Raw genomic sequence first — 18,644 nt, forward strand, 5'->3', positions numbered from 1 at the left:
CTTACCACATCCCTATTCGCTCTTAGCGGGAGCAGTTATGTCCACAATAGTTCTACCGTAATTTTGTTGTGGTGGTATTGCTGGAGCAGCTATCTCAATTTGAATACCAAACCCTGTATTAAAACCAGTTTTGGGCAAAACAAACATATTAACGTCCCCGATACTCTTAATATACACTTCGCCAAGTGTGTTTAAAGTTCCATTCTTTAATGCGTTTAAGTTTGTACTTTTGATGCCCGAAAAAGAAATTATAGGGATGTAATTCCCGTACAAAGAAGTGTCCTTATTAAATTCCAAATGCCCTTTAATTACAATCATATAGTAATTCTTTAGATCAGAAACCATGTATTGTGAACGAATACCCTCTGCAATCCATTTCATTTCACTAATATCACCAACTGCAGATCGATTGGAATCAGCTGGGTTGTCCATATCTACTACAATAATCTGATCGATTTGCCCCTTATACTTCCCATCAGGCGTCTCCATTAATAACTTAGCTGTATTGTACGGAGTTAAGCCAAAATGCTCATCGGTGTTTTGTTTACCACTAAATACCGGAATCACAGAAAATATATTTGTATGTTTTAATGTTAACTCAGCCTTCCCAATTGCCAGTTTATCTGTCTGTAAAGTACCACCGTTATTAACGGTCAGAATACGTTCAATAATTGTCACAGACTGAGCACGCGTTGTACTAGCATCGGGAGCCAATTCTCCACCAGACAAGCCTTGAATTAATCCCGTTTTAGCAGAGTTATACATGACTGAATCATTATCTATCTGAATCGCTTTGTTCTGTAAAGTCACATCAGTAGCCCGCAATGAAATACGCGACATTTCCAACCGGGAAATCGGTTCATTTAACTTATCTATCGAGAACTCCGATTCTCTAAGAATACCTTTGTTTATAGCAGCTTTTACATAAGGAGAAGACCAATCCGACCCTGATGATACACTTTTTACAGGTTCCTTTATCGCCGTTATGACCATTTTGATAAACTCAGCACGGGAAACATTATTTTCAGGCTTAAATGTGGAGTCATCATATCCGTCAACATAACCTTTTTTCACAGCGACTTCTATTTCAGACATTGCCCAGTGATCAGAAACGTCCTTTAATTTTATCGCAGTGACCAGGCTCGGAGTTGGAATTGGTGAATCTGCGGCTGAGGTCGAGGATTGACAAGCAGTGAATAAAAATACTGTTGAAAGCAGAATAAATGATTTTTTCAAATTAACTCCTCCTGTTTGTTTATACCCAATTATTGGTAGTATCTCATTTCATAATTGTAAATGTCTACCTATATTCGACATATTTCCACTAAAACAGTAAAACCGCCTAGCATTGCTAAAATCAGCAATAACTAGGCGGTTCTTCCGCACAAATAAATTTCACTATCAAGAAAATACCATAATTTAGTATTTTTGTATAGTTAATTTTGATTCTCGTTGGCATTTCGTAAAGCAGAGAGCTCTTCTACACTTAATTCTCTGACTTGACCTAGAGCCAACTCAGGATCTAATCCAAGCGGCCCCATTGACATTCTTTTCAGAAAGACCACTTGCTTCCCAACGGCTTGGAACATTCGTTTCACCTGATGGAACTTTCCTTCCATAATTGTTAGCTCGATTTCAGAAGGGATTCCAGCGGCTTCATCTCCGGTCTGTAAAATCTTCAAATCACCAGGTAACGTCTCATAGCCATCATCTAAGGTTACACCTTGGCTAAAAGCTTCACGATCCCCATCATTAACTTCCCACTCAACTTTGGCGTAGTAGGTTTTCGGAACGTGTTTCCGAGGTGAGAGCAGGTTATGGGCGAGTTTGCCATCGTTTGTGAGCAAAAGAAAGCCCTCTGTATCCTTGTCCAATCGGCCTACTGGGAACACCTCGAACGGAGCATATTCTTCGTCCAAAAGATCCACGACCGTGCGATCCCGATTATCTTCAGTTGCTGAGACCACCCCTTGAGGTTTGTTCATCATAAGATAAACAAACTCGCGGTAAGTGATAACCTCTCCATTCACGGTAATGATGTCCTTTTCGGGATTCACTTGCATACCACTGTCTTTGACCTTCACGCCGTTGACGTAAATTGCGCCTTCTTTGGTGAGGCGCTTAAGTTCAGAACGGGTGCCAACGCCCACATGGGCGAGTATTTTATCTAGTCGTTGTGTTTGTTTCATGACCGTTTAGGTCCACCTCCAGCCGGGCGGATATTCGTTTTTCAGCATCCCGTCGAGCCATTTGCCCCAGCCGACGGGATGATCGTCAATGCAGACCAGGCAGTAGCCTTTGGCTGCCTTGGTCTCTTTCGGATCGCGGAGTATCTCGCTCTCCGCGACTTCGAGCGTCTCGCCCTTCAGGTACCGAAGGGCTCGCTCGTCGCTCGAAGCCAAGCTCAGCGCTCGCTTGGCCTCGCGCAAACGCAGTCCCATGGCTAGCGCATGGGACGGTTCAAATCGGCCGCGGTGCAGCGCGCCGATGTACCAGCCCGGCCGCACGACTTTCAGTCCGTGCAGCTCAGGCAAGCCCGGCGGCGACGCATACGCGTGCTCGCCGTAACAGACAAGCCGCCTCAGGGCGAAAGGCTCGCTGCGCAGCAGCTCACCGGAGAACGCCTCCAGCGGCTCCAAGCTCACCCCCGTGCTAGGCGGAGCCTCAGCACGGCCTTTCCCTCGTAGCGCGGGACGGCCGCTACGCTTCCCAGCTGCCGCCACAAAGTCGGCAGCCCCCGCACTTGGATCTGCTCCTACTCCTACTCCTACTCCTGCTCCTGCCCCAGCACCCGCACTTCCCCTCGTACTTGCACTCCCACTCGCCTCCGCACTTCCCCCATCTACACACCGCAACACCGCCAAAAAATGCCCCTCACCCCGCAACTTATGCGGCCACAACCTCGCCGTCCCTGCCACAGCATCCTTCGCCTTTGAACTATATCCATCAGCCTCGCACCACGGTTCTCTTAACCAATCCGGCCGCCCAGGACTGAATCCCTCAATAGGCACGACTTCAAACGCAGGATGTTTGTCCAGAAACTCCGCAATCTGCGCCTCATTTTCCTCCGGTGAGAACGTGCAAGTCGAGTACACGATCCTGCCTCCAGGAGCCAACATAACCGCAGCTTGCGCTAACAGTTCCCTCTGCATCGCAGCAAATTCCTGAACAGAATGACGCTCCCATTGTCCCATCATTTCTTCTTCCTTGCGGAACATTCCTTCACCTGAACAAGGTGCATCAATCAAAATTTTATCAAAATACCCCTGGAATGCAGTCAACATCCGCTCCGGTTTTTCATTCAAAACAACGGCATTCCGCACGCCGAGCAGCTCTAAATTTTTAACCAATGCTTTGACCCGATCTGAATGAATATCGTTAACAACTAGGACGCCTTCACCTTGCAGCTTCGCGGCGATTTGCGTCGATTTCCCACCTGGGGCTGCGCACAAATCCAGAACCCGCTCCCCTGGTTTTACCTCTAGCAGTTCTACGGGTGCCATCGCACTCGGCTCTTGGATATAGTAGAGTCCCGCATGGTAATAAGGATGCTTACCTGGACGTTCTCCTTCTTGATAATAAAAACCATCCGAAACCCAAGGTATAGGCGTCAAATGAAATGGACTCTTCTCCAAAAATTCAGCACGTGCCACCTTCCCCGTATTTATCCTTAATCCGAATACTCGTGGTTCCTCATAGGAAGCATAAAACTGCTCAAACTCCTCATTACCCAGTAAATCAATCATTTTCTCCCTAAAAAGGGGTGGTAGCTGCTTCGCCATTCGTCATCTTCACTTTCTATATAAAATCCCATATGATCCGACAATTTGTGTTTCCATGGTACAGTGTAACGGTATTATAGCTGAGTTGTCACGAAACAGCCAATATTTTTACGAAATCCTACAGGATATGCTATACTTTTTATAGAAGATAGTAGAAAGTAAACATATTAAAGAGGTGCATGCATGAAGAAGTTGCTTATTTATTTAGGCATAGTTGTAATTTTATTCGGTGGTTTATACTTCGTTAATCAGCAATCTACCAAATCTTCGGATAAAGCGAATGCTAGTAATCCCTATGGTGTTGCCGCATCCAAGCTCAATCCAGAGACTGTGAAACAGTTGAACGATCCGAACTACCAGAACTTGATTTTACCTGCAGATTTAGATGCAAGATTGAAGAACAAAGAGACATTCTTCCAGTACTATTATGCGTCAACTTGCCCTCATTGCAAAGTGACAACACCAGTTCTAGTGCCAATACAGAAAGAGCTTAATCTTGATGTTAAGCAATTCAATTTGGAAGAGTTCAAAGATGGATGGAACAAGTACAAGATTGAATCCACACCTACCTTAGTTTATTACAAAAATGGTGTAGAAGTAGATCGCATTGTTGGCGGGGTTCCTGAGGCTGGATCCACAGTCGGCAATACTCCTGAAGTATTCAAATCCTTTTTCCAGAAGTATAAAGGTTAATGCCATTAAATATCGGAACCTACAAAAGGACTTCTTCACCCATTGGTGAGAAGTCCTTTCTTTTCAATCATGTTCACTACCTACCGGTGGATCCAATTTCAAATCTTCCAGAAGATCCTCAAGCTCTTGATCCAAAATCTTAATATCCAAATCGTAGGGAAGAAACGGTTCCTCTTTTAATTTCAACAGCTTCCCCAGATAAACCTCACTATCTTTCACTAATAGACCTAGATCAATCCCGAGCGTATGAACAGGGTATGGTGCCAACTTGTCTAACCCCGCACTAAACAGTTTAATAGAACCGCTAGGATTTCCATTCAAATGATGATAAAGGCCTACTGCAATTTGCAGCAGACCTTGATATAGCGGATTTCGGCCTTCTTCCAACCAAAGCTCCTCCATCACTTCATGACATTCGAAATAATCCCGCTGATCGTTAAAATAGTACAGAAAAGCGACATACAATCGGTCATATTCGCTCATGGGTTAGCTATTATCTCCTTTTTTGGCTCGCGAGATGGCAGCTTCGATATCGGCAGATAGATCACTAAGTCCTTCTTCTGTTTCCCAAATCTCATTAAACCGCAATTGGAACTGAGCAGCTTCTCGTACGCGATGGTAGAAATACAACTCTTGAATATTATTCAGCACGCGATTGATTAAATTAGAGTTATCTTCAAACATCCTTTGGGAGGCAACAATTTCTCCGCGGATACTCGACATTTCTTGATCCAACTGATAGGCAGCTTCTGCAGCTTTACTTAAACGAGCCCGAACCTCAACTGGCAATTGCTCTTTATATTTATAATTCAAAGAATGCTCAATCGTCGCCCAGAAATTCATGGCTAGAGTTCTGATTTGCACCTCTGCCAAAATTTTCTTCATACCAAGTGCGGTTTGCACGGGATATTCAATAATAATATGAAAACTGCGATATCCGCTTGGCTTTTTATTCGTAATATAATCCTTCTCATAGACAACACTCATATCTTGTCTGCTGCGGATAAGCTCAGCCAGACTTTCCGTATCTTCTACGAATTGGCACATAATACGAATGCCCGCGATATCTTCAATTCCTGATTCTAACTGGTCCATCGGCACACTCAAACGCTTCGCTTTCTCCAGCACACTTGAAATTTTCTTAACGCGTCCCGTTACAAATTCGATCGGTGCGTACTCTTCACGACTTTTGAGTTCGCCACGTAATGTTTTGAACTTTACTTTCAATTCCTCTACCGCTTGTTCATAGGGCAGTAGGAATTTCTTCCAGTCTCGTCCATCCATCCATGTATCCTCCATTCTGAATGAAGTTAGTGCGAATCTACGCCTATTGCCTGGGAAATATGTGTGAAACCATCTTTCTTTAACAGTTCTTGAAGCCCTTTATTTATACGCCCAAGTAGACCTGGTCCCTCATAAATTAATGCGGTGTATACTTCAATAAGACTTGCTCCAGCTCGGATTTTGTCATATGCATCTTGTGCAGTGAAAATCCCGCCAGCCCCAATAATCGGCAGCTTACCATCTGTTAATTGATACACACGTCGAATAACATCTGTTGAGCGCTTCGTTAATGGCAATCCACTTAACCCGCCCGCTTGCTCGCGATTAGCATGTCGTAAGCCTTCTCTGCTCAGCGTGGTATTCGTTGCGATGATCCCAGATACTCCGCTTTCCTTAATGATCTGTACAGTTAGCACAAGCTCATCATCCGTTAGATCTGGCGCAATTTTGACAAGCACCGGTTTCGCGGCGCCACCATGCTTCTTATGCTGCACTTGCATTTCATCCCGCACCGTAGACAACAAGCGTTTCAAATCATCGCCATGTTGTAAATTACGCAAATCAGGTGTATTTGGTGAGCTTATGTTAACAACAAAGAAATCTCCATATGTATATAACGCTCCAATACAAGCACGATAATCTTCCTCGGCCTGCTCGTTTGGCGTTGATTTATTTTTCCCTATGTTTACGGCAACTGGAATTACACGCTTCCCTGTTTTCTCTAAGTTGTGTGCCATCTCAGCTGTACCTACATTGTTGAAACCCATCCGGTTAATCAGTGCTCTGTCTTCTGGAAGACGGAACAAACGAGGCTGCTCATTTCCAGGTTGTGGTTTAGGTGTAATCGTACCAACTTCCATAAATCCAAAACCCAATTGTGAAAATCCTTTGACCGCTTTTGCATTTTTATCTAGCCCTGCAGCAAGGCCGACTGGGTTACCGAAGTGTAATCCCCATAGGTCCTGTGTTAGTTGTGGTGATTCCGGGACCCCATACATGGATTTAAGCAACTGCTTGCCTCCTGGTAAATTTCCAACAACACTAAGACCGTCAATCGTTAAATGATGCGCTTTTTCCGGATCCATTCGGAACAAAACAGGTTTGGCTAATTTCTTATACAGCATGTCCTATGCACTCCGTTCTCTCTAAGTACTCTAACAGTCAGTTTAGCTGACAATGTAGAAATATGCAATCCACTTAAGACCTTAAACCTTGTATTCACACAAAAAATCCCTGCTCCACAAAGGTTGCAAGGGAATGCTCTAGCATATTTATTTTCACCTAAACCTCTGTACGTTGCAGCAAACGCTCCAAATGCATCGTTAAGTATCCAGTCTCATCGTCAGGCACTTCTAATTGAAGTGAATCACTTAACATTAAGGATAAAACCTTTGCCTTCACGTATGTGTCGCCGTATTCTTCTTTAATTTTGGAAAGGAGTGAGTTTTGAAGCGTTTTCTTTGATTTAACCCGTTCAATTACACCTTTTAAATGGGAGATAAAACGAAGTGTGGAGAACGAATCATCGAAATTAAAGCCAAGTTCCTTTGCAGATTCGATCGTTTGAGAGACCACTCTGACAACCGCAAGAGAATCAGATGCTTGCTCTTTCTTACGCGCACTGTTGAAATGCATCGTCAAGAAAGCAACCTCATCCTCAGGTAGTTTCACATCTAGATGTTCATTCAAGAATTCAACAGCTTTCTTAGCAACCTTATATTCCTCAGGATACATGTATCCAATTTCATAGGCAAATGGATTTGTAATGAAAATTCCACGCTTCTGCCGCTCCACCGCAAAGTTAATATGATCTACCAGTGATGCATGGATCGTTTCAGAGAAATCGCCTTCCAGCATGCTTTGTGCGTAAGCAATCACCTCTTCGGTGATCCCGATGATTTTCACATCGACGGCATTTAGAATTTGTTCATAGTTTTTCAGTACTTCTGATGTATGTAAAAGGAATTCTTGAGTAATTTCACCTTCACCAATCATCATACCTGGTGTTTTCTTAAATCCAATCCCCTTACCAAATGCAATGGAATTCTTCCCTGAGCTTAAATGCGCCATCACCACGTTATGGGATAGCACATGTATGATCGTCCGTTCAATCATAAGACACCTCCCAATTTATAGTTTCGGGGTCCCCGCAAAGTAACCGGAATAGACTTCGAAGGCATACGTCACTTTGTGGGGTATATTTAGGCTTGTCCTGATTATTTCTCATTTTGTACCTAGCAAAGGTTTAATGCTTTCTCGAATTTGTTCTGATTCTGTCCCAAAAACAACGTGAACGTTGCCTTTTCCTAACCGAATGACACCGATGGCACCTAATTCCTTAAGCTCGTTATCTTTTACAAGCACCTCTTCTTTAACGAGAAGGCGCAGTCGTGTAATACAAGCATCAATGGAAATAATGTTAGAAGCTCCGCCAATATGATTGAGAATACGTGTTGGGCGATCTAGCAGAGACGGTTTCTCATCAACGGCTTCTACCTCAACATATTGCTGGGCGTCATCCTTACTTGTAACTTTCATCGGAAAGAAATGGAGATAAGCTCGAAAGGTTATAAAATATAAAATGAAGTACACGGCTCCAATGAGTAATATCCAATATGGATTCGTCGCCAAGTGCCAGTTCAACATGAAATCAATAAAGCCTGCAGAGAAACCAAAACCCATTTTCACTTGAAGCATATTCATAATGAGCATTGAGAAACCTGTAAGAACTGCATGAATCACATAAAGACCAGGGGCTACGAACATAAACGCAAATTCAATTGGTTCTGTAATGCCTGTTAGGAAACTTGTCAGTGCAGCAGTTAACATGACTGGAGCTACAAATTTCCTTGTAGATGAAGAAGTGCTTCTCACGACAGCAAGCGCGGCTGCTGGTAAGCCAAACATAATAACTGGATAAAAACCAGTCATAAACATGCCGGCTGTAGGATCCCCTGCGAAAAAGCGTGAAATATCCCCATGTACCATTTTGCCTGCTGGTGTAACGAAATCCCCTATTTGAAACCAAGCGATATTATTAATGACATGATGCAGACCTGTAGGAATGAGTAAGCGATTCATGATGCCGTAAATGAATACCCCAATATTTCCGTTATCTACAATCCATAATCCTATTTCACTTATCCCTCGCTGTACGGGAGGCCAGATGAGCCCAACTACTACACCCAGGAAAACCATAACTAGGGATGTCACGAGTGGAACAAACCGTTTTCCGCCGAAGAATCCAAGCGACTTTGGCAAACGAATATGACTAAATCGATTGAAGAATGTAGCAGAAAGCATTCCCACCATCATCCCACCGAGCACGCCAGTATCCAATGGCTCTGAACTGCCTGAAACCATTTGAAAATGCTTAAGGACGTTATCAAAGACCAAATACCCTACCGCAGCCGCTAAAGCAGCAATGCCTTCCCCAGACGTTAATCCAATCGCAATTCCAATTGCGAAAATAAGAGGCAAATTATCAAAAATTGCGCTTCCACCTAGCTCGAAAATTTGAGCCACATGCACAAGGAAAGGATTATTAAAAGACATTTTACCAATTCGAAGAAGAATGGATGCTGCCGGCAGCACCGCAATAGGGATCATCAGCGATCTCCCCATCTTCTGAAATGCATACATTACACTCATCAGATTCACCTATAGCCCACAAGTTTGGCCGTTCCTTGTTTGCTTTTACCTATCCCCATTATAGTAGAAAGAACACCCCCCCGAAAGGATAAATTCCTCTAGGTTAAGGTGTTTTTTCTATGCATTGCCATATACCGTTATTTTACAGCTCCAGCCGTAATCCCACTTGCTATCTGGCGTTGATATATCATATATACGATCAAAGTCGGTAATGTAGTGATCAGCAATCCGGCAAATAATGGACCCCATTCTACACGATATTGCATCTCAGCTTGCATAACAGCCAAACCAATTGGAAGCGTGTACTTCGTAGGCTCGTTCGTAAGAACAACACCTAGGAAGTATTCATTCCAGTTATTCAACATGTTCGTAATCATCACCGTAATCAGACCTGGCTGTGACAATGGTAACATAACCCTGAAGAACGTGCCATAGTGAGAAGTTCCATCAATAATCGCAGCTTCTTCAATCTCTTTTGGAAGAGATTTGTAGAACCCAACAAGCAAGAAAATTCCGAATGGCAAGTTGAGTGCCGCGTAGACGAGGATAAGTCCCAGCCACGTATTAATAAGGTGCAAATCATTTAACAAGAAGAACAAGGGGATCAAAGCAAGTGCGAACGGAATCATCATCGAAGAGATATAGATCGTTAGGAGAACTTTGTTCCCTTTAAAATCGTATCTCGCCAAAATATAAGCCGTCATCGCTGCAAGGATCATACCCAGTAACGTACTTCCTACCGTTACCACAATGGAGTTCAGGAAGTATGTACTGAAGTTATATTTACTCCATACATACGAAAAGTTGGACCAGAGTAATGGGAATTTAGGCAATGCCCATGGGGCATTTAAGAAAAATTGTTCATTATTTTTGAGCGCATCGAGCAATGTCCACACTAGTGGATAGAGCACGGCTACACTCCATATGATCAGAATGATCCAAACTAACATTTTCGCTAATGGATTTTTGATAGCCATACGATGGTTCCCTCCCTCAGTATCTTTGTCTATGATGACTTTAGTGCATTTCGATGGTTTCTTGGCGCATGATACGTTGCAAGATCAGTGTTGTGATAAGTGACACGATCAGAATCATGACTCCAATGGCTGCTCCATAACCGAAATGATACTGTTGAAAAGCCATCCGATACAGATAAGAACCCATAACTTGCGTCGTATTATCGGGCTGCCCGCCATTGGTCATGAGCTGAACAATAACGAAAGATCCGTTGAGTGTAGTAATAACGATGTTAACGATGGAAACCTTAATCTGCTCCCAGATGAGCGGCATGGTGATATGGCGGAATTGCGCCCCTTGACCAGCTCCGTCTATATTAGCTGCCTCATAATAGGAAGCAGGAATATTCACGATTGCAGCAATCATTAGGATCATGTAGAAGCCGATACCTGCCCAAATTGTAGGGGGTAGAAGCATCCAGATCGTGTGCTGAGGAAATCCTAGCCAAGTAATATCAACTTTTTTCTCCGTAAAGAGAGACAAGAAAGCATTCAAGAAACCGATTTGCGGATTGTAAATGAAATTCCAAAGTACGCCGATGACAACGACTGAAATGACATTCGGGATAAAGAAGATGGCTCGGAAGAAACCGGAACCCTTCAGGTTAAATCTTGTTAACGCAACGGCGAAGAAAGTCGCCAGAATCATAATCCCAATCACTTTACCAACGACTAGGAAATAATCATTTCCAATGGCTCTAAGTACAATCGGATCTTTGAAAAGCTCAACGAAGTTATCAAAACCAATAAACTCACTATTTTCAGACATTCCTGACCAATCATAGAAAGACTTCTGTAAAGCCTGTATAACGGGATATATCGTAAATACGCAGAAGAATAGAAAAGTCGGAATGATGAATGAAGCGATGAATAAATTCCGTTTCAGCTTTTTCGCGTTGGTCTTCATTCTATCGTCACCGTCCTATCATTAAAATGGCGGAGAACGCCTTAGGCAGCTATGCCTTTGAAAGTTCTCCGCACTGCTTCATTCAGTTCCTATTTCTTTTGTTTTGCTACAACGTCAGATACACGAGTTACCCATTGTTCAGGCGTAATTGTTCCGATTGTCAAAGCAACAGTTGCATCTTGCATAGCTTTGTCTACGTCAGCAGCAAAGGAAACAGTTGGTACTACTACAGTATCAGGGGATGACAAGAATTTCGCAGCATCCTTAACGAAGTTAGGAGCTTTGGAAGAAGAAATGTCACCTTTAACGTTGGAAGGAGCACCACTTAGCTCAGCCCATTGGGAAGCTTGTGTTTTGGAGAATACGAATTGCATAAATGCTTTTGCAGCATCTTTGTTTTTCGCTTTTTTCGCGATACCGAAAGTAGCAGTAGACGTGTTAGCTACAACTTTTCCACCTTTATCTTGTGTGATGGATGGAATGAATCCGAAGTCAAAGCCGCCTGGAACGTCTTTCGCCATTTCGTTTGGTAACCATAGACCGTTCGGAATGAACGCGTCTTTGTGTTGTAGGAACAAGGATTGGGAATCCGTGTGGTTGATTTGTACTGATGCTTTGTCGATGTAGCCTTTATCACGCATTTGAACGATTTTGTTTAGACCTTTAATGATTGCAGGGTTTTTCCAAGCCTCAAGATTGTTTGTGGACATATCTTGCAGTAATTTGTAGTCATTGTTGTTCGCAGATACGATTGCTGGAAGCAATACGCCACCGTTGATGTAGTACGGATATTTACCCGTGTGAATGAATGGATTGATGCCCGCACCTTTTATTTTCTCACTTACAGCCAAGAACTCTTCGAAATCTTTCGGCTCAGCCCAACCTTTGTCTTTGAAAAGAGCTTTATCATAGAAAATACCCCATGAGCTCATTACAAAAGGAATGTTGTACGTTTTACCGTCAAATTGTTGTGGCTTTTGTGCAAGCAAATCGATGATTTTCTCGCCATCCACGTTTTTAGCATCTTTGATCCAGTCCGTCAAATCTTCCAGTTGTCCGTCTGTAACCATTTGGCGGTCGAACAACTCAGGTCCATCGATGTATACGAAATCAGGTGGGTTACCAGCGATCCAACGGGGTTTCATTTGCTCGTTGATTTTTGGTCCCGCACTTTCTTTAATTTTCAAGTCAGGGTTTTTCGCTTGGAAATCAGCAATAACTTTTTTCCACCATTTGTCGCCGTATCCGCCAACAAAGTATTGGATTTCAAAATCACCAGTAAGTTTAGTTGAAGCTGCTGCAGTAGGAGCTGCGGAAGCTGCCGTTGTTGGAGCCACAGATGCTGCTGGTTTTGTTGTTTCTGCTGGTGTGGATTTACCGCAACCTGCAGCTACGAGTGCCATTGACGTTGCCAAACCAATTGTTGACCATTTTTTCATGTTCATGTGATCATCTTCTCCCTTTTTTAATTCATCTAATAATTTATTGGTGAAGCGTGTACCCGATAGTTAGAATTTCGTCTTAGTTTGCACGATCAACCCCTTTCATGATTCATAATTGGCAAAATAAAAAGGGCATAGTTATAGAAGAAGACTTGCATTTCTTCTAATAACTAATGCCCTTGCGGTAACATGTTATTAAAACTGACATATTCTATTGTTTCAAGCGTTCCGTGTGACTAAATCTTACAATAAAATGACATGAACGTCAATATACATTTTTTAAAGAATTCATTCATTTTTAATTGTTCATTGAAAGCGCATTCTTATGATATGATAGAATCATCTCGTTTAATCCTAATGGAAAAGGTGATTCTTATGGCCAAACGCAAACCAGTAACCGCTTCGCGCAGACAGAAAAACGAAGTTAATTTGAAAGCGATTTACTGGACAGGATCGATTTTCTTAGTTGTTATAGTGCTAATGACTTTACTGCTCATTTTGAACAAATGATTTCATTAAAGTGATTGAAAACTTCACAATTCGAATTGTAATCGCTTTCCGAATGATTGTCAAGAAGAAAACTTGCAGCAACTACATACTAAAATTTATTGCGTGTTAACCCAAAAAGGAGAGGCAAGTTTCAAACTTGCACCTCCTTTTTTTTCAATCCAACCATTTATATACCTTACCTGGATTATTATCCTTCGTCTCCAAAGGCAAACTGAGCGCTTGCTGAGGTATTCCACCACCAGCGCCTATTCCTTCACCAGACTCAGAAAGAGGTAACACCCCCTTCCCAATCGTCACTTTTGTTTGCCCAGGAACCATGTTATACAGTTCTTCCACATCCTGCTGCAGCATACGAATACACCCATGAGACTCATCCTTGCCTATGCTCGTTGGTTTATTCGTCCCATGTATGGCATAAAGCGTATTAGACAACGTCATCCCGCGGCTCCCGAACTCGCCATTCGATCGCCCATTCGGGTTTCTTACTTTTTCACTAATTATAAACTCACCTTGTGGCGTCTTCACTCCACCAAGACCTACGGGATAACGCCTCAGGATGAAATCTCCACTCACAACTGCCAGCTGATGCTGTTCGGTATCGATGATAATCTTTAATGGCTCTGTAAACGGCTCTGGCGAGGCCACAGGTTGCGAACTGCTTGCCGCCAATACCTTCTCTTCATTCGATTGCGGAGATTGCCCTCCAGTAGCAGTCCCCGCTGTTAGATTAGGTGCCTGAGCTGCTTTCCCACTCGTAAGTTCAGCGACCTTTTGTAGGGCAACAGGAAAAGACTCCTTCATTTGCGGTGTAAGTCCTGGCAAAATATTATCTGGATACGGCCTCGTTAACTGTTGCGGCTTATCCGGTAAACCACCCGTCTTTTTTTGATAGGCCTGAATCGCGCTTTGCAAAATAATTGCTTCTTCACGATCATGCATCCAAGCTTGAATGACGGGCACTAGCTTTGAGCTGTCTACTACCTGGCAAGAGCAAATTTGTGCCTGATAATACTTTAACACCGCTTGATTTCCACCCGTTGCTGTATGTTCCACGCTAAGCAAGGGACTAACGGATCGATACCACTCTTTCCAATGTCCATCATTACTAGGGGGCGCATCCATAATCACAGATTCTCCCGCTCCTCTAACAGGGGGTTGTAAAATCTGTTGGAGCTTCTTCCCCCAATCCCCATCAGAGAAATATAACTTTAATCCCGGATTATCCACCTGAATGTCTGATAGTGTTGCAACCGCGCTACCCGCCTGAGTTTGCTCTGTTACATCGGCCACATGCTCCATCCCATCCGATTTAGCTAGATCCATCCCAGCCGGCAGCGCAAGTAAAACGAACATGACAAGATATGGCAGCCATTTCCGCCTACCACGTAATTGGACTTGACGATCTCCAGCTGCTGCACCTTCTTTGATTAGCTTCGATGCCGTCAAGTTGGGAGGTAACGGCTCTTCCAACACTATTTTTTGCTGCTCGAAAGCTTCATATATTTCTCCAGCCTGCGCAAAGCAGTATGCCGCTTTACCAGATTTCCCTTGAGCTGTATACTCTCTGCCTAGTAAATACCATGCCATTTTATGATCCGGATGCTCTTTGACATATTTCTTGAGATATTGCGTATCTTCGATCGGATTATGTTGGAAGAATTTCGTCAATTGATCGTTTCGATTATTCGACTTCAAGCTCTCATACCTCCAGTCCACTTTCCACTATTCTCCGTTTTTATCGGCAATCGAGGCACAAAGCTGAAGTCCAAATGAGAAAAAGGCTTGGTCAGGGAATCTCCCTTTCCAAACCTTTTCTGACTACAAGTCTATTTCGCAAATGTTTTCACTCTTAAAATGGCCGTTTGGACCGCTGCTTGCCACTGCACATCCAATCCAATCTGTTCAGCGAAGAAGCGAATTGGCACATAAGTACGATCTTGCTTCACATAAGGAGCAACATCTGTATCTATTTTCAAATCTGGCAGACCCGTTTGCTTACGAGTGATCCCCGTTTCGCCAATGGTTAACTCAACCGTCAAATCACCTTTGGAGAGCTGTACAATTGATTTACCAGCCCGTTCAGCATAAGTCACCTTATACCCAAACGTTTCACTAATCGCACGAACTGGCACCATGGTGCGCCCATCTTGAATTTCAGGTTGAGCATCAAAGGAAATGAGCTTGTTACCACTAACTACCTTCACTTGTCCATCATTTGAAACAATCTCTGGTAACTGATAAGGTGTAATTTTACGGATTTTGTTATTGGATGCGTCCGCCACAACCACATTACCTTGTGTTGTTACCAGTACATCGGAAGGATTATAGAAAGCTGCAGATTGCTCAACGCCGTCCGCTTCCCCCGTTTGAGGCGTACCAGTTACCGTAGTAACTTGTCCATTTAACAGATATCGAACCGAATGATTCAAGCTATCCGAGATGAGAAGCCCACCCTCCGAGGTCACAGACAGACCCTTCGGGAAGTCAAACTTCGCTTTCAAAGCTTCACCATCTGCATAATCACCAGCTGCATATAACTCATTCTTCCCATAGATCGTCGAAGCACCCACTGTTGGCGTAGATCCAGCGACTGTCGAGACATTTCCTGATGCAAAATCAACATAACGGATCCGCTGGTTCCCTGTATCACTAACATAAAGATTTCCTTTGCCATCCAACGCAAGTCCAGAAGGCTCATTAAAAGTCGCCGTAGAAAGGCTTCCGTCGTGATATTCTCCCGCGAAGGATGCTTCACCTGGACGAACCTGAATAACACGCGAGACAGGCGCAGAGAGCGTCGTAACGCGACCATCTGCTGCGATTTTACGAATGACATGATTAAGTGAGTCCGCCACATATAAGGTACCGTCAGCACTAATTGCAATATCACTCGGGTGATTGAAAGTAGCTTCCGAACCCTTACCGTCTTTATTTCCTGGCACGCCATTCCCTGCAACTGTGGTGACAATCCCATTAACGTCTATTTTACGAATGGCATGATTGCCGGCATCTGCCACAAAGACATTACCTTTAGCATCAAGCGCTAGTCCTGTCGGCTCATTAAAGAAAGCTTCTGAAGCTTTACCGTCAAGAAGACCTCCAGTCGGAAAGCCTTGCGCATTTTTCAGAACAGCAATCTCAGGACCAGCGAAAGTGGAAACTTGACCATCCTTCACTTTACGAATTACATGATTGCGTGTATCCGCGATAAGTAAGCTGCCATCTGCGAGCTGAAGTACGCTGCTTGGGGAACGAAATGCCGCCTGCATCGCATCCCCATCACGATTTTCAAAATCGCCGATTCCTGCAAGGGTCGATATATCCGATAGAATCTGACCTTCGCTAGATTTCAACGCATCAGTATTAAACGCCCAAGCCGATGAGCCGCCAAGCAAAGTAGCAACGATTATACTTGAAACAAATATCTGTTGTAATGGTTTCATGGGGATCTCCTTTTTTATCTAGCGAACTTTACTATTGCGGAATGATAGTTCCTTCGATGTTCACCGGTGCAATCGTCAGGTTATCTAGATTTAATTTCTCAATGGTTTGACCAGTTTTCTTAACGATCACAATTTTGCCAACACGGATTTGATCAGCATAAAGACTTGTCATCGGAATACTTACCAGTGATGTTTTCTGAATTGCAGACACACTAGAACCGTCCCCGAATTTGGTTACAGCATATACCAGCTCTTTCCCTGATTCCGATGTATATTCTCTGATATAGTCCGCACTCGTCGTATCATTTGCTTTGAAGAAAATATCTTTGTTCATAAGAGTGCCAGGTAGACTCGAAGTATGTGTACCGTAAAGCAAATGAACCTCTACAGCATAAATATCTTTAATTGCAGTAAAGTCGATGTTCAAATAATAAAAATTCGAAGGAACCGTAGCTGCACCTACATTCGGCACATCCGTAGCGGGTTGTCCTTCAGGATTAAAGGCCACTGTGCTCAAGGTAATTGCCGCTGGTGTTGGCTGCGGGTCAGGATTTGATGGATTTGATGGCCCAGATGGTTCCGATGGTACCGACGGCTTTGCAGGTTCTTCCTCAGGTTTTTTTCCGTTAGCCATTTCCTCTTTTGCGGTTTCGAACGCCTTTTTCTCTTGCTCAGTTAAAGTAGCCTTCAATTTCGCTTCCGCCTCAGCTTTCGCCTTCGCTTCAGCAGCTAACTTTTCTTCAGCAATCTTTTTCTTTTCGTCCTCTAGCTTCTTCAAAGCATCAGCAAGCTTTTGCTTAGCAGCAGCTTCCGCCTTTTCCTTTTCTAGCTTACTTTTCAACTTTGCTTCTTCAAGTTTCTTCAACTCTTCTTGCTTCTTTTTCTCTAGTTCCGGATCCACACCTGCCGTTTTATCCAACGGCTTAACTTTAGATAAATCCAACTTTTTGTCCGTTGAATCGATTTTTTTATTAACCTCAGCAATTATCGCGTCTACTGTTTTTTGATCTAGCTTCTTGTCAGCAATAGCTTGTTTAGCTACGTTACCGATTAGATTCTCTAAGTTTTGTTTCACTTTATCGAGATCAGACTGATTTTTAATACTCAAAGTATTTTTATCACTCGTAAACGTTCCATCTGCAATTTCCTTTTGCTTTTTCGCAATAAACTCATCGTTTTCTTTATCTATTTCTGCTTTGTTGAGGATTAATTCTTTAATAATTTCTGGTGAAGCATTTTTAATAAAATCCTCTAAATCGAAGAATTCCACTTTTAAATCTAGATCATTCGTTTCCTCTCTTGAATCCAAGGAAATTTCTTGAGTTGGGTTCACGTATGTAATCGTTGTAGTTTGTGTCTCATCCGAATTGGACGTTACCGTCGAAGCGGATACTCTTCCTGATCCAACAGCCATTTTGGTTTTACCAGAAACAGGATCAACGGAAACGTAGAATTGCGTTCCGCGTACCCCCATTACCGCCGTTGGTGTTTCAACTTCAAATTCATCATCTGCGCCGGCCAATGATTTAACTTTCACCCACATGGAACCCGCCCAAACTTTCAGTTTGGACTTCTTATTTCCATTCGCAGAGTTGAGGTCTGATACATTGAGTTCCGCATTGTCACCTAATGTAACATCAGCGTCTCCACTTGCTAAGTTAAGTGTTACTGAGGAGCTATCCCCTGTATAAACGGTATCGCCTTGGTTTAAGCTCATGCTCTCATACGCATCATACGTTTTGGAGCCGCCGCCTTTTTTAATCGTGACGTCTCCAGACAATGCTGAAATAATGGCAACCCGGACCGTTTTCGCATCCACTGGTTTCACCAGCAGCACAGAAACTAAACTAAACACTAAGCTAAAACTTAATAACACTGATACAAATGATTTCTTGGTCATTCCCACTCCGCATGCC

The 18,644-nt window shown here is 43.3% G+C and carries 16 protein-coding genes; 2 read left to right on the top strand and 14 right to left on the bottom strand.

Annotated features, from left to right (window positions below; genetic code table 11):
- Positions 1–12: 12 nt before the first annotated feature.
- The 3 genes from L6I86_RS06500 to L6I86_RS06510 all read right to left on the bottom strand — a co-directional run bounded on the left by L6I86_RS06500 (position 13) and on the right by L6I86_RS06510 (position 3,782).
- A complete protein-coding gene (locus tag L6I86_RS06500; protein ID WP_236285794.1) occupies positions 13–1,236 on the bottom strand; it encodes an S-layer homology domain-containing protein in 1,224 nt (407 codons plus the stop codon).
- Positions 1,237–1,436: 200 nt separating this feature from the next.
- Entirely contained in the window at positions 1,437–2,189 is a 753-nt protein-coding gene (locus L6I86_RS06505; RefSeq protein WP_236285795.1) for a pseudouridine synthase, read from the bottom strand.
- 6 nt (positions 2,190–2,195) lie between these two features.
- Entirely contained in the window at positions 2,196–3,782 is a 1,587-nt protein-coding gene (locus L6I86_RS06510; RefSeq protein ID WP_236285796.1) for an RsmB/NOP family class I SAM-dependent RNA methyltransferase, read from the bottom strand.
- A 183-nt stretch (positions 3,783–3,965) separates the two neighbouring features.
- Here L6I86_RS06510 and L6I86_RS06515 point away from each other — a divergent pair, with 183 nt between their 5' ends.
- Positions 3,966–4,475 (top strand): thioredoxin family protein, encoded by a 510-nt coding sequence (locus L6I86_RS06515; RefSeq protein ID WP_236285797.1) that lies wholly within the window; start codon positions 3,966–3,968, stop codon positions 4,473–4,475.
- Between the two features lie 63 nt (positions 4,476–4,538).
- Here the strand turns inward: L6I86_RS06515 and L6I86_RS06520 are convergent, their stop codons facing one another.
- The 8 genes from L6I86_RS06520 to L6I86_RS06555 all read right to left on the bottom strand — a co-directional run bounded on the left by L6I86_RS06520 (position 4,539) and on the right by L6I86_RS06555 (position 12,772).
- Positions 4,539–4,958, bottom strand: a complete 420-nt coding sequence (locus L6I86_RS06520) for a DUF309 domain-containing protein (RefSeq protein ID WP_236285798.1) — start codon at positions 4,956–4,958, stop codon at positions 4,539–4,541.
- A gap of 3 nt (positions 4,959–4,961) precedes the next feature.
- The gene (gene yjbM, locus L6I86_RS06525; RefSeq protein WP_056616229.1) at positions 4,962–5,759 is read right to left on the bottom strand and encodes a GTP diphosphokinase; all 798 of its coding nucleotides are present in this window, start codon (positions 5,757–5,759) and stop codon (positions 4,962–4,964) included.
- 26 nt (positions 5,760–5,785) lie between these two features.
- A complete protein-coding gene (locus tag L6I86_RS06530; protein ID WP_236285799.1) occupies positions 5,786–6,883 on the bottom strand; it encodes a quinone-dependent dihydroorotate dehydrogenase in 1,098 nt (365 codons plus the stop codon).
- 157 nt (positions 6,884–7,040) lie between these two features.
- Complete coding sequence (locus L6I86_RS06535) at positions 7,041–7,874, bottom strand: PRD domain-containing protein (RefSeq protein WP_236285800.1); 834 nt, start codon at positions 7,872–7,874, stop codon at positions 7,041–7,043.
- 108 nt (positions 7,875–7,982) lie between these two features.
- Positions 7,983–9,401 (bottom strand): PTS transporter subunit EIIC, encoded by a 1,419-nt coding sequence (locus tag L6I86_RS06540; protein WP_236286314.1) that lies wholly within the window; start codon positions 9,399–9,401, stop codon positions 7,983–7,985.
- A gap of 146 nt (positions 9,402–9,547) precedes the next feature.
- The gene (locus L6I86_RS06545; RefSeq protein ID WP_236285801.1) at positions 9,548–10,387 is read right to left on the bottom strand and encodes a carbohydrate ABC transporter permease; all 840 of its coding nucleotides are present in this window, start codon (positions 10,385–10,387) and stop codon (positions 9,548–9,550) included.
- Between the two features lie 40 nt (positions 10,388–10,427).
- Entirely contained in the window at positions 10,428–11,333 is a 906-nt protein-coding gene (locus tag L6I86_RS06550; RefSeq protein ID WP_056616242.1) for a carbohydrate ABC transporter permease, read from the bottom strand.
- Positions 11,334–11,422: 89 nt separating this feature from the next.
- Positions 11,423–12,772, bottom strand: a complete 1,350-nt coding sequence (locus tag L6I86_RS06555; RefSeq protein WP_338113367.1) for an ABC transporter substrate-binding protein — start codon at positions 12,770–12,772, stop codon at positions 11,423–11,425.
- Between the two features lie 360 nt (positions 12,773–13,132).
- On the opposite strand from L6I86_RS06555, the gene L6I86_RS06560 reads away from it, so the two are divergent.
- On the top strand, positions 13,133–13,285 hold the full coding sequence (locus L6I86_RS06560; protein ID WP_236285802.1) for a hypothetical protein: 153 nt from the start codon (positions 13,133–13,135) through the stop codon (positions 13,283–13,285).
- Positions 13,286–13,438: 153 nt separating this feature from the next.
- Here the strand turns inward: L6I86_RS06560 and L6I86_RS06565 are convergent, their stop codons facing one another.
- From L6I86_RS06565 to L6I86_RS06575, 3 genes are all read right to left on the bottom strand, one after another.
- Positions 13,439–14,980, bottom strand: a complete 1,542-nt coding sequence (locus tag L6I86_RS06565; RefSeq protein WP_236285803.1) for a L,D-transpeptidase family protein — start codon at positions 14,978–14,980, stop codon at positions 13,439–13,441.
- A 131-nt stretch (positions 14,981–15,111) separates the two neighbouring features.
- On the bottom strand, positions 15,112–16,728 hold the full coding sequence (locus L6I86_RS06570; protein ID WP_236285804.1) for an NHL domain-containing protein: 1,617 nt from the start codon (positions 16,726–16,728) through the stop codon (positions 15,112–15,114).
- Between the two features lie 31 nt (positions 16,729–16,759).
- Complete coding sequence (locus tag L6I86_RS06575) at positions 16,760–18,628, bottom strand: FecR family protein (protein ID WP_236285805.1); 1,869 nt, start codon at positions 18,626–18,628, stop codon at positions 16,760–16,762.
- Positions 18,629–18,644 lie beyond the last annotated feature (16 nt).

It is taken from the genome of Paenibacillus allorhizoplanae (genome assembly GCF_927798215.1).
In the GTDB taxonomy this organism is placed as follows: domain Bacteria; phylum Bacillota; class Bacilli; order Paenibacillales; family NBRC-103111; genus Paenibacillus_E; species Paenibacillus_E allorhizoplanae.